The 12,168-nt window shown below is 63.6% G+C and carries 10 protein-coding genes and 2 pseudogenes; 6 read left to right on the top strand and 6 right to left on the bottom strand.

The genetic code is table 11. The features are described 5' to 3' along the window. Positions 1–10 precede the first annotated feature (10 nt). Positions 11–1,273, bottom strand: a complete 1,263-nt coding sequence (gene wecC, locus M2S36_RS17580; protein ID WP_333957515.1) for a UDP-N-acetyl-D-mannosamine dehydrogenase — start codon at positions 1,271–1,273, stop codon at positions 11–13. Then, positions 1,270–2,412 carry a non-hydrolyzing UDP-N-acetylglucosamine 2-epimerase gene (gene wecB, locus M2S36_RS17575; protein ID WP_333957514.1) on the bottom strand — a complete coding sequence of 381 codons (1,143 nt, stop codon included), beginning with the start codon at positions 2,410–2,412 and terminating at the stop codon, positions 1,270–1,272. The genes wecC and wecB overlap by 4 nt, the downstream gene beginning before the upstream one ends. Positions 2,413–3,103: 691 nt before the next feature. Between wecB and M2S36_RS17570 the strand changes: the two genes are divergently transcribed. Next, the gene (locus M2S36_RS17570; protein WP_085590160.1) at positions 3,104–3,439 is read left to right on the top strand and encodes a ComEA family DNA-binding protein; all 336 of its coding nucleotides are present in this window, start codon (positions 3,104–3,106) and stop codon (positions 3,437–3,439) included. Between the two features lie 188 nt (positions 3,440–3,627). Here M2S36_RS17570 and M2S36_RS17565 read toward each other — a convergent pair whose 3' ends face one another. Beyond that, entirely contained in the window at positions 3,628–3,795 is a 168-nt protein-coding gene (locus tag M2S36_RS17565) for a DUF2897 family protein (protein WP_010952850.1), read from the bottom strand. A gap of 181 nt (positions 3,796–3,976) precedes the next feature. Here M2S36_RS17565 and pyrF point away from each other — a divergent pair, with 181 nt between their 5' ends. Beyond that, positions 3,977–4,678: an orotidine-5'-phosphate decarboxylase gene (gene pyrF, locus M2S36_RS17560; RefSeq protein WP_333957513.1), complete on the top strand. Its 702-nt coding sequence runs from the start codon at positions 3,977–3,979 to the stop codon at positions 4,676–4,678. Positions 4,679–4,874: 196 nt separating this feature from the next. Here pyrF and M2S36_RS17555 read toward each other — a convergent pair. Continuing rightward, positions 4,875–5,150: pseudogene (locus M2S36_RS17555) on the bottom strand (DUF3077 domain-containing protein). A 139-nt stretch (positions 5,151–5,289) separates the two neighbouring features. Next, positions 5,290–6,291, bottom strand: a complete 1,002-nt coding sequence (locus M2S36_RS17550; RefSeq protein WP_333957512.1) for an NADP-dependent oxidoreductase — start codon at positions 6,289–6,291, stop codon at positions 5,290–5,292. Positions 6,292–6,465: 174 nt separating this feature from the next. Here M2S36_RS17550 and M2S36_RS17545 point away from each other — a divergent pair, with 174 nt between their 5' ends. Beyond that, positions 6,466–7,227 (top strand): SDR family oxidoreductase, encoded by a 762-nt coding sequence (locus tag M2S36_RS17545; RefSeq protein WP_207832329.1) that lies wholly within the window; start codon positions 6,466–6,468, stop codon positions 7,225–7,227. 60 nt (positions 7,228–7,287) lie between these two features. On the opposite strand, the gene M2S36_RS17540 is transcribed toward M2S36_RS17545, so the two are convergent. Next, complete coding sequence (locus tag M2S36_RS17540) at positions 7,288–8,463, bottom strand: MFS transporter (RefSeq protein WP_333957511.1); 1,176 nt, start codon at positions 8,461–8,463, stop codon at positions 7,288–7,290. Between the two features lie 208 nt (positions 8,464–8,671). Between M2S36_RS17540 and M2S36_RS17535 the strand changes: the two genes are divergently transcribed. The 3 genes and pseudogenes from M2S36_RS17535 (at position 8,672) to M2S36_RS25145 (ending at position 12,126) form a co-directional block, all read left to right on the top strand. Then, complete coding sequence (locus tag M2S36_RS17535; RefSeq protein WP_333957510.1) at positions 8,672–10,069, top strand: aminotransferase-like domain-containing protein; 1,398 nt, start codon at positions 8,672–8,674, stop codon at positions 10,067–10,069. Positions 10,070–10,185: 116 nt separating this feature from the next. Then, positions 10,186–11,265 (top strand): annotated as a pseudogene (locus M2S36_RS25150) (HAMP domain-containing protein); the annotation flags it as partial. Next, the gene (locus tag M2S36_RS25145) at positions 11,245–12,126 is read left to right on the top strand and encodes a methyl-accepting chemotaxis protein (protein WP_442794078.1); all 882 of its coding nucleotides are present in this window, start codon (positions 11,245–11,247) and stop codon (positions 12,124–12,126) included. The pseudogene M2S36_RS25150 and the gene M2S36_RS25145, both read left to right, overlap by 21 nt. The last annotated feature ends 42 nt before the right edge of the window (positions 12,127–12,168 follow it).

The raw sequence follows: 12,168 nt of genomic DNA, 5'->3' as shown, positions 1-12,168 counted from the left end.
GTTTGATCCATCAAGCCTGGGTAACGCCAGCGGCGTCGATCACGAATGCTGCTTCACGTACGTTGAAGGTGCCGCGGAATTCGCGGTGCTTTACCAGCAGTACGTGGATGTCGGCGCTATCCTGCGCGTAGTCGAAGGCCACGTGCTCGTGGCGCGCCAGACGCTGCGGCAAGGCTTCGATGTTCGGTTCGACCAGTTGCAGGGTGGCTTCCAGCTCATTGCCCAGGCGCTCGGCAATGCTCAGGGCAGGGCTTTCGCGCAGGTCGTCGATATCGGCCTTGAAGGCCAGGCCGTAGCAGGCAATTTTCACTTGCTGGGCCGACTTGCCCGGGTTCTTGATCAGGAAGTTGGCCAGGGCCATCTTGACCTTGTCGATCACCCACTCGGGCTTGCTGTCGTTGACCACCCGGGCGGTGCGGATCAGGCGCGCCTGCTCTGGGGTCTGGCTGACGATGAACCATGGGTCGACGGCGATGCAGTGGCCGCCGACGCCTGGGCCTGGCTGCAGGATGTTGACGCGCGGGTGGTGGTTGGCCAGGCGAATCAGCTCCCACACATCGATGTCCAGCTTGTCGCAGATGATCGACAGTTCGTTGGCGAAGGCAATGTTCACGTCACGGAAGCTGTTTTCGGTCAGCTTGCACATTTCTGCGGTGCGGGCGTTGGTGACGATGCACTCGCCTTCAACGAAGGTGCGGTACAGGCGTACGGCTGCTTCGGAGCACTTGTTGGTCATGCCGCCGATGATGCGGTCGTTTTCCACCAGCTCGCGCAGCACGTGGCCTGGCAGTACACGCTCAGGGCAGTGGGCAACGCGGATGTCGGAGTCTTCGCCGTGGGTTTGCGGGAAGCTCAGGTCCGGGCGGGCCTGGGCCAGCCAGAAGGCCATCTGCTCGGTAGCGCCGACCGGGGAGGTGGATTCCAGGATGACCAGGTCACCCTTCTTCAGAACGGGCGCGATGGCCTTGCTGGCAGACTCGATGTAGCTCAGGTCCGGCTGGTGGTCATCCATGAACGGGGTTGGTACGGCGATCAGGAAGGCGTCGGCAGCTTCCGGAACAGTGGAGGCACGCAGGAAGCCTTCGGTTACGGCAGCGTGTACCACCATGTCCAGCTCAGGTTCGACGATGTGGATTTCGCCACGGTTGATGGTGTCGACTGCATGCTGGTTTACATCGATACCGATCACGTGCTTCTTGCGGGCGGCGAAAACGGCGGCGGTTGGCAGGCCGATATAGCCCAGGCCTACGACGGAAATCTTGTTGAAGCTCATGCTACTTCCTTGGAACGAGAGAAGTTGGAAAGTGCGTCGAGGATTCGCGCGCACGCTTTTCCATCGCCGTAGGGGTTGTGGGCAAAGCTCATCTCGCGATAGGTCGCATCATCGTTGAGCAGTTTCGCCAGGTGTTCAGTGATCGATTCCACATCGGTACCCACCAGTTTGACGGTGCCGGCGGCCACGGCTTCCGGGCGCTCGGTGGTGTCACGCATGACCAGTACCGGTTTGCCCAGGGCAGGGGCTTCTTCCTGGATGCCGCCGGAGTCGGTCAGGATCAGGTAGGAACGGGTCATCAGGTAGACGAACGGCAGGTAGTCCAGCGGCTCGATCAGGTGAATGTTGTTGACGTCGGCCAGCAGGCGGTTGACCGGTTCGCGCACGTTCGGGTTGAGGTGTACCGGGTACACGATCTCCACGTCAGGGAATTGGCGCGCGGTTTGTACCAGCGCCTGGCAGATGCGTTCGAAGCCGCCACCAAAGTTTTCGCGGCGATGGCCGGTGACCAGCACCATGCGGCGCTCCGGGTTCAGGAAGCTGAACTGGCCTTCGAACTGGCTTTTCAGCGCGGGGCTTTCCAGCTTGCGGACCACTTCCAGCAGCGCGTCGATCACGGTGTTGCCGGTGGTATGGATGGTCGCGGCGTCGATGCCTTCACGCAGCAGGTTGTCCTGCGAAGTGGAGGTGGGCGCGAAGTGCAGGGCGGCCAGTGCGCCGGTCAGGCGGCGGTTGCCTTCTTCTGGCCATGGCGAATACAGGTTGCCAGTGCGCAAGCCGGCTTCCACGTGGGCGATCGGAATCTGCTGGTAGTAGGCGGCCAGGCTGGTAGCCAGGGTTGTCGCGGTGTCTCCGTGCACCAGCACTACGTCAGGCTTGAACTCGGCCAGCACAGGCTTCAGACCCTGCAGGATGGCAGTGGTCACGTCGGTCAGGTCCTGGCCGGGCTTCATGATGTTCAAGTCGTAGTCGGGCGTGATCTCGAACAGCTCCAGTACCTGGTCGAGCATCTGGCGGTGCTGGCCAGTTACGCAGACGCGCGACTCGAAACGGTCGTCCTGGGCAAGGTTGAGGGCCAGGGGGGCCATTTTGATGGCCTCTGGGCGGGTGCCAAATACAGTGAGGGTCTTGAGGGACACGGCGACGGTCTTCTTTGTGTGAGTGAAGGCGGTTGGATCAGGTGCTACGGGTGCGAAACGCGGGTGTTACGCAAATCGGCCGGGGGGGCTGGCGTGGGTAGCGCTACGCACGCAAAAGCGAGCGAGGAGGGGGGAGGGCGGTGAAGAAAAATTCATTTTGGCTCGGATCCTTCAAGCGTAGCGGTTGTCCAATGACCGCAAATTTATCACTTCGTCATCAATATGACATCCCGTCTGGCACGTTTTTTTCCCCTGATCGTCAGAATTTGCCCATATTCATCGATCGATTGGATCCTATTTTCGGAAGTTGCATCAGGAAAAACGATTGTTTGATGTTATTCAGGCATCATGCCAATAAAGTCAATTCGACCGAGGCATGCGACGAACGGGTGGGGGCCTTGTCCGGCAAGGCTTGTAGGAAAAACAACTGCGATTGGTCTGAATGAAACCTAGGTTAAACGGGAATTTACCTGGCGGCGATTTGCCATCGCCTTTGTTTCATGAAGTTAACCTGAAATATGGCGTAACGCCATTACTTTTTGGGTGAGCGAAGTTGCTTTTTTTAATGTCGGATCCGGTAACGATTAACTGGGTCAAGTGCCTGTTTGCAAAATGGCAGAACCGCTAGGGTTGATTGCGCAGTCGAAGGAAAACGGCTGCTGGAAAATGACCAACCCAAGGAGTGTTCACCATGCGTAACAACGTTCTGTCGTACCTGCTGCTGCCGCTGTTCGCCAGCCTGTCCTTTTCCCTTAGCGCCGCCCCGGCCAGCGCCACGGCGGTGCCCGAGCCGGTGCCGGTGGTAAGCCAGCAGCAGGCCCAGCAGCCGCAGCGGCTGGACCTGAACACCGCCGATGCGCTGACGTTGCAGAAGGAATTGAACGGCATAGGGAAGGCCAAGGCCGAGGCCATCGTGGCTTACCGGGAGGCCAATGGGCCGTTTGCTTCGGTGGATGAACTGCTGGAGATCAAGGGCATTGGCAATGCGTTGCTGGAGCGTAACCGGGACAAGGTGATGGTGGAGTAAATGGGCGAGGAGGGTGAGCCTGTCGGTTTGGGGTTGCCTTCTGGAACCTGGGGCTGCTTTGCAGCCCTTCGACAAGGGGCGCAAAGCACCCCAATAAATACCTAATAAAACAATAAGTTATTTTTTACTTTGCGGTGCGTCAAAATATTGCCTTAAAAGGTGGCTCTTAAACCCTTTACTTTGACCTTTTAGCGGTCTTGCGCATCCTTGGCATCCGCCTCGGCATTGCGTTCGTGCACCTTGCGCAGCTGTTCTTCGGTCAGTGGCAGTTTTTTTGCCGTGTCGCGCAGCAGCATCAGCCCGCCGACGATTGAGCCGAGGGCTATGATGAGTATCAGCCAGGCATACCAGGGCATTTTCGTTCTCCTTTGCTGGTGATGGGCAGCGCTTGTACAAGTGTTGAGCAATTGCCCGTTCCGTAGGTTCAATTATAGGAGCCAGCCACTGTTGGGCCAATTCCGTGACCCGCGGGCCCCAAAGCCTGCGCCACTTCGTTTACAATGCGCGCCGTTTTCGACTTGCCAAGAGACCCTGCCCATGTCCGCCTGCCAGACGCCCCTGATCGTCGCCCTGGATTTCCCTACCCGTGAGGCCGCCCTGAAGCTGGCTGACCAGCTTGACCCTGCGCTGTGCCGGGTGAAGGTTGGCAAGGAGCTGTTCACCAGCAGCGCTTCGGGCATTGTCGAAACCCTGTGCGACAAGGGCTTCGAAGTGTTCCTGGACCTCAAGTTCCACGACATCCCCAACACCACTGCCATGGCGGTGAGGGCTGCGGCCGAAATGGGTGTGTGGATGGTGAACGTGCACTGCTCCGGTGGCCTGCGCATGATGGCGGCTTGCCGCGAGGAGCTGGCCAAGCGCAGCGGCCCGCAGCCGTTGCTGATTGGTGTGACCGTGCTGACCAGCATGGAGCGTGAAGACCTGGCCGGTATCGGCCTGGATGTCGCCCCCCAAGAGCAGGTGCTGCGCCTGGCGGCGCTGGCCCAGAAGGCTGGCATGGACGGTTTGGTGTGCTCGGCGCTGGAGGCCCAGGCACTGAAGGCGGCGCACCCGTCGCTGCAACTGGTGACCCCGGGCATTCGCCCGGCGGGCAGTGCGCAGGATGACCAGCGCCGTATCCTCACCCCGCGCCAGGCACTGGATGCGGGTTCGGATTACCTGGTGATCGGCCGCCCGATCAGCCAGGCCGCCGACCCGGCGCAGGCGCTGGCTGCGGTGGTGGCGGAAATTCGTGGGTAAGTAGCCTGCGTTATCGAAAAGGCCAGCATGAGAGTGCTGGCCTTTTTTGTTTGGCTGCTCCGCGAATGGCACCGCCTTCGGCGGTGATTGCCGGCAAGCCGGCTCCCACAAAACAGGCAAACCTCATGGGCCAGCGCAAGGCCTGTGGGAGCGGGCGCGTCAGTTTTTGGACTTTGGGTTGTTCCCACAAGGCCTGTCAGTGCAGTTTGTTCTTGGCCAGTTCGATGTCGTTCATCAGGGCCTTGGCCATGGCCAGCAGGTAATCGGCGGAGCCCAGCAGTTTATGGTCATTTTCCATGTCGCCTTCGCGCACGAGGTGCTTGATGTAGCCCAGCAGGACTGACACGTGCTCTTAGGCATCATCGATCGGTATGCCGGGTTGTACGCGGAGTAGGTCCAGGGTGGGGTTGCCGGCTTCGAGGAAGGTTTCCAGGCCTGCGGTTAGGATGGGGGAGGGGGTGTACTTTTTCATGGTGAAAATCCAGTGCGTGACGAGGAGCAACCCCCCGGATCTTTCTCACGGACGATCGAGCGCCGCCTGCGCGGCGCTCGATCTCACAGGCACTGCAAAACCCAAGGCATGCACCTGGACGCCCAAACGTAATCCGCAATCAAACCTTGAGCACCAACTTGCCAAAATTCTCCCCACTGAACAGCTTCAGCAAGGTTTCGGGGAAGGTCTCCAGCCCTTCCACCACATCCTCCTTGCTCTTCACCTGCCCGCTGGCCAGCCACCCGGCAATTTCCAGCGCGGCCTTGCCATAGTCCTTGGCGTAATCCATCACCACAAAGCCTTCCATGCGCGCACGGTTCACCAGCAGCGACAGGTAGTTGGCCGGGCCTTTCACCGCTTCCTTGTTGTTGTACTGGCTGATTGCGCCGCAAATCACGATGCGTGCCTTGAAGTTGATGCGGGTCAGCACGGCATCGAGGATGTCGCCGCCGACGTTGTCGAAGTACACGTCCACGCCTTTGGGGCATTCGCGCTTCAGGCCGGCCAGCACGTCTTCGGCCTTGTAGTCGATCACCCCGTCAAAGCCCAGTTCGTCCTTCAGGTACTGGCACTTCTCGGCACCGCCGGCTATACCGACCACGCGGCAGCCTTTGATCTTGGCAATTTGCCCGACAATGCTGCCCACCGCGCCGGCCGCGCCGGAAATGACCACGGTATCACCGGCCTTGGGCTGGCCGACGTCCAGCAGGGCGAAGTAGGCGGTCATGCCAGTCATGCCCAGCGCCGACAGGTAGCGGGGCAGGGGCGCCAGGCTGGGGTCGATCTTGTGCAGGCCCTGGGCTTCGCCCGTGAAGTAGTCCTGCACGCCAAGGGCGCCGCTAACATGGTCGCCCGGCTTGTAGGAGGGGTGGTTGGAGGCAATCACTTCGCCGACGCCCAGCGCGCGCATCACCTGGCCCAGGGCCACGGGTGGGATGTAGGACTTGCCTTCGTTCATCCAGCCGCGCATGGCCGGGTCCAGCGACAGGTACAGGTTGCGCACTAGCACCTGGCCTTCGCCGGGTTGTTCGGCGGGCACGGTCTCGAAGCTGAAGTCGTCACGGCGTACGGCGCCGACCGGGCGTTTGGCGAGCAGGAAGCGGCGGTTGGTGTGGGTCATGGCGGGTCCTTGTGGGCAGTGGAGGGGGATGCGTTAAATCTACCCTGTTGATGTAGGCAGGTCCTTAACATCACTGACAAGCATGGTAGCCCAACCGGTGGGGTGATGATGCTGCCTGGCCGCTTGGTGGCTGACTATGCTCTGAACCCCACCAATCACGCTTTGGAGCACGCGATGAGCATGACCTTTTCCGGCCAGGTAGCCCTGGTCACCGGCGGTGCCGCCGGCATCGGCCGGGCAACCGCCCTGGCTTTCGCCCAGGAGGGCCTGAGGGTGGTGGTGGCCGACCTCGACCCGACCGGTGGCGAGGCCACTGTGGCCTTGATCCATGCGGCGGGCGGCGAGGCGCTGTTCATTGCCTGTGACGTCACCCGCGACGCCGATGTGCGCCAGCTGCACGAGCGCCTGATTGCCGCCTATGGCCGGTTGGACTATGCCTACAACAACGCGGGTATCGAGATAGAGCAAGGCCGCCTGGCCGAGGGTAGCGAGGCGGAGTTCGATGCCATCATGGGCGTTAACGTGAAGGGGGTGTGGCTGTGCATGAAGTACCAGCTGCCGTTGCTGCTGGCCCAGGGCGGAGGGGCCATCGTCAATACCGCTTCGGTGGCGGGCTTGGGGGCGGCGCCGAAGATGAGCATCTACAGCGCCTCCAAGCACGCGGTGATCGGCCTGACCAAGTCGGCGGCCATCGAGTACGCCAAGAAGGGCATTCGTGTGAATGCGGTGTGCCCGGCGGTGATCGACACCGACATGTTCCGCCGCGCCTACCAGGCTGACCCGCGCAAGGCCGAGTTTGCCGCCGCCATGCACCCGGTGGGGCGCATTGGCAAGGTCGAGGAGATTGCCAGCGCCGTGCTGTACCTGTGCAGCGACGGTGCGGCGTTTACCACCGGACATTGCCTGACGGTGGATGGTGGGGCTACGGCGATCTGAGCCGATATCGGTGTGGCCTTCTTCGCGGGTAAACCCGCTCCCACAGGTAGCCCGCTGGCCTCAGGGCTGGTGATACCCCTGTGGGAGCGGGTCTACCCGCGAAGGGGCCCTGGCAGACCGCCACAATGCCAGCCCAACCACCACACACCCCAGCACCAGCACCCCACCAAACACCAGCAAGGCCAACCGCGACCCCAGCCGGTCACTCAGCAACCCGGTAAAGATCACCGGCAGGCTGAACCCCAGGTACGCCAGCAAAAAGAACCCGGCACTGGCCCGTGTCTTCTCGTTGCCAGCCAACTGGCTCACCGCCGCCAGCCCGCCCAGGTAGATAAACCCGTAGCACGCACTGCTGGCCGCCACGGCACCCAGCAATACCGCGCCCAGCTGGCCGCTGTCCGCCCCCCAGGCCAGCACGGCATAGCTGCACGGCAGTATTACCAGCCCCAGCAGCGTGGCCGTACGGCTGCTGAGGCGCCGCGCCATCGGCTGGAACAACAAGCCGCAGCTGATCACGCAAAAGGTCGAGAACCCTGACCAGGTGCTAAGCCCATGCTGGCGCAGGATGCCGGGCAGCAGGGCGATCACCAGCCCCACGCAGGCCCACGCCAGCAAAATGGCCATGCCATAGGCCACACTGCCACGCGGGTAGCAGGGCAGGCGCAGCATGGGGGGGCGTTGTGCCGGGCGTGGGTCGGGCAGGCGCCATACCACCAGCATGGCCAGCGCTGCCAGCAGCAGTTGCAGGTGGAAGCTGCCTGGGGTCAGGCTGGCGCCGCGCAGCAGGAACAGGCTGGTCAGTGCCGCGCCCAGGCCAAAGCCCAGGGAGGTACTGGCGGTAACCCAGTTGGCGGCGCGGGTGTTGTCCGCGCCGCCCATCAGTTCACCCATGTAGGCGGTGGCTGTGGCCGAGGCCAGGCCGGTAGCCAGGCCGAGGAACAGGCGCGCCAGGCCGAGGGTTTGCAGGCTGGGGGCCAGCAGCATCAGTACGGTGGCAACCATCGACAAGGCCAGTGCGGCCAGCACCAATGGCCGGCGCCCAACCCGGTCGGCCAGCCCGCCCAGAGCCAGCAGCACGGGTAGTACGCCGAGCACGTAGCCGGAGAAGGCCACTGCGGTGGCAGCGGCGCCCTGGCCGGAGAGGTCGGCGTAGGTGATGTACAGCGGGGCCTGCAGGTTGACGGCCAGGGTGATCAGGCAGAGGGCGAAGGCCAGGCGGGCCGGGTCGGAGGGCATGGATAGGGGTCCTGGTTTACTGGTGGCTGTTCCGGCCTCTTCGCGGGCACGCCCGCTCCCACAGGGATTGCGCAAAACCTGTAGGAGCGGGCGTGCCCGCGAAAGGGCCGGCCCTGCCAACTCTGATGTCAGCCCATTCCCCTCACCAGACACACCGCCAACCCTTTTATGCTTAACTGTTCGCTCAAAACAAGCAAACACTTACCCCATGCACTTGCCCCTCGACCGCACCAGCACCACCCCGCTGGTGCAGCAACTCACCGACCACCTGCAAACCTGGATCGACCAGCAACGCCTGCGCCCCGGCGCGCGCCTGCCCTCGATCCGGGCTTTGGCTCGCAGCCAGGCGGTCAGTGCGTCATGTGTGATCGAAGCCTACGACCGCCTGGTCGCCAGCGGCTGGCTGGAGGCCCGCCACGGCACCGGCTTTTTCGTCGCCGAGCGCAAACCCGGCCTGGCCGTGGAAGACGCCCAACCCTGGGGCGAGGCCGGCGACGGCAGCTGGCGGCAGTTTCGCGAGGGCCACGACGAATTGCTCAAGCTGGGCTGCGGCTGGTTGCCCAGCAGTTGGCGCGCCGCCACCGAACTGGCCCAGGCAGTGCGCCAGGTCAGTCGCGGCAACCCGCAGGACCTGTTCGACTATTGCCCACCCCTGGGCCTGGCCAGCCTGCGCCAGCAGCTGCACAAGCGCCTGGCGCAGCTGGGCATCGCCGCCGGCCCCGAACGAATCCTCACCACCCACGGCGCCAGCCACGGCCTCGACCTGCTGGTGCGCACCCTGCTGCGCCCGGGCGACACGGTGCTGGTGGAAAACCCCGGCTACTACAACCTGTACAACCTGCTGCGCCAGCACCAGGTGCACATGCTGCCGGTGCCGCGTACCGCCGAAGGCCCGGACCTGGCCACCCTCGAAGCCCTGCTGGCCGCGCACAGGCCGCGCTGCCTGTTCATCAACAGCCTGTACCACAACCCCACCGGCACCAGCCTGACGCCCAAGGTGGCCTACCGCCTGCTGGAGCTGGCCCGCGAGCACGACCTGCGCATCATCGAGGACGATATCTACGCCGACTTCCAGGAGGGCCCGGCCACCCGCCTGGCAACTCTCGACAGTGAACAGCGGGTGATCTACATGGGCAGCTTCTCGAAAACCCTCAGCAGCTCGCTGCGGGTCGGCTACCTGGTTGCCGACCCGGCGTTGCTGGCGCGCCTGGCCGAGTTGAAGATGGTCAGCGGCATTGGCACCTCGCGCTTTGCCGAGCAGGTGGTGGGGCAGATGCTGGCCAACGGCAGCTACCGCAAGAGCGTGCAGCGTCTGCGCGTGCGCCTGGGGCAGCATATGGCCAAGCTGCTCGGCCAGCTGGAACAGGCGGGCTGGCAGGTGTTCTGCGAGCCTTACGGTGGCATGTTCGTCTGGGCCCGCATGCCGGGTCGGGATTTCGCCAGCCTGGAGTGCTTGGCCCTGCAGCACGAGGTGCTGCTCACCCCCGGCAGTGCCTTCGATTACCAGGGCGCGGCCAGTGCCTGGCTGCGTATCAATGTCGCCTACGGGCAGGACTCCCGCGCCCAGGCCTTCCTTCAGCACGCAGGGCGACCTCTGCCAAGCTGATAACGACACGCTCATAGCTATTTGACACTATTCTGACGTCAGGCCCTTGTTCATCGGCTGGCAACGTTGCCACCCTTGGCCTTCGGGATAACCTCGCACGCAGAAGGGGAATCGGCATGGGCGCGAGCAAGCACGGTGTGCTGGCCAACCTGGGCATGGCCCGCAAACTCGGCCTGGGCTTTGCCCTGGTGCTGGTGCTGACCCTGGCGGTGGCGGCCATTGGCATTGCTGCGCTGCACAGCGTTGGCCAGCGCTTCGACAGCCTGCGCCAGCTGGCCCAGTTCAATACCGACCTGCTGCGCTTGCGCCAGCACGAGCAGGCCTTTGCCCTGCGCTCCGACATGCAGCAGGCCGAGGCCTTGCGCAGCGGCCTGCAGGGTCTGGCCGAGCGCGCCCGTGGTCTGCCGGCGCTGGCGGCAGCGGAAGCCGACCTGGCAGCCTATGGCCAGGCGTTCGAGGCCTTTGTCGAGGCGGTGCAGGCCAAGGAGCTGGCGCTGGACATGGCCAGCTGGTCGGTGTCCAGCGTGGCCAACAACCTCGATGTGTTGCAGGCCGGCCTGGCCGATGATGGCGTGTACACCCTCAAGCAGTCCCAGGGCCAGCAGGGCGGCGCGTTTCTCGAGCAGGCCGCGCAGGTGGCGCAGGTGTCGCGGCTGATGTTGCAGGCCATGGATGAAGCGCGGGTACGCCTGGAAAAAAGCCGCAAGGGCGAAGAGGGCGTCAGCCAGGAACGCATTGCCCAGACCATCGAGGCCGCCAGCCTGGTCAGCCAGTTGCAGGGCGCCGTCAGCGATGCCGGCTACCAGAGTGTGCTGGGCGAGGTAGCGGGGCACATTGGCAGTTTCTCGGAAAAACTTAACGAATACACTGACCAACTGGCCCGCGAGCAGGGGCTGAAGGCGCAGTTGCAGGCCAGTGCCGAGCAAGTCACCGGGCGGGTCGACCAGGCTTACCTGGGGCAGGAGCAGGCCCTGCAGGGTGAACTGAAACGCAATGCCGTGGCCATCGGCCTGGCCACGACATTGGCGCTGCTGGTGGGCGTGCTGGCCGCCTGGCTGATCACCCGCGCCGTGGTCGGGCCGCTCAAGCATGTGATTGCCCGCGCCCAGCGCATTGCCGCTGGCGAGCTGAGCTTTGACGCCCAGGCGCCACGCCGTGACGAAGTAGGGCAGCTGATGCAGGCCATGCAGCAGATGGCGGCGGGCTTGTCGGGCATTGTCAGCGGTTTGCAGCAGGGCATCGAGCAACTGGCCGGTAATGCACAGGCGCTATCGGCGGTGACCGAGCAGACCAACCGCGAGGTGGGCAGCCAGAAGGAAGAGACCGAACAGGTGGCGACTGCCATGCAACAGATGACCGCCACCGTGCACGATGTGGCGCGCAATGCCGAAGAGGCGGCGCTGGCGGCCCAGGCTGCGGATGAGAAGGTGGATTCCGGGCAGCAGGTGGTGCGCCAGAGCATGCAGCGCATCGAGCAACTGGCGGCTGCGGCGGAGACGGCCAGCGCCGGTATCGACAGCCTCAGTGCCGAGATCCACACCATTGGCGACGTGCTGGAAGTGATCAAGAGTGTGGCCGAACAGACCAACCTGCTGGCGCTGAATGCCGCTATCGAAGCGGCCCGGGCCGGTGAGCAAGGGCGTGGCTTTGCCGTGGTAGCTGATGAGGTGCGCGCGTTGGCGCGGCGTACCCGGCAGTCTACCGAGCAGATCGAGACCTTGGTGGCCAGCCTGCGCGGTAATGCCCAGCAGTCGGTGGCGCAGATTCGCGGCAGTACCGAGCTGGTGCGCCTGGCGGTAGCCGATGCGCTGCAGACCGAAAGCGCGCTGGGCAGCATTGCGGCGGCGGTGTCATTGATCCAGCAGATGAACCAGCAGATTGCCGCGGCGGCCGAGCAGCAGAGCTCGGTGGCGGAAGAGATCAGCCGCAGCGTGACGCACATCCGCGGCAGTGCCGATCAGGCGGCGTTGGCGATGCAGGACAATGCCCGGTCGAGTATCGAGTTGGCGCAGTTGGGGACTGACCTGAAGGGGATGGTGGGGCATTTCAGGTTGTGATCTGGGCCTGGGCGTTGTGTTGCCTGTACCGGCCTCTTCGCG

The organism is Pseudomonas sp. SF2, assembly GCF_036858055.1.
GTDB lineage: Bacteria > Pseudomonadota > Gammaproteobacteria > Pseudomonadales > Pseudomonadaceae > Aquipseudomonas.
The sequence above is the reverse complement of the archived record's forward strand: the minus strand, read 5'-3'. Positions and strand labels throughout refer to the sequence as shown.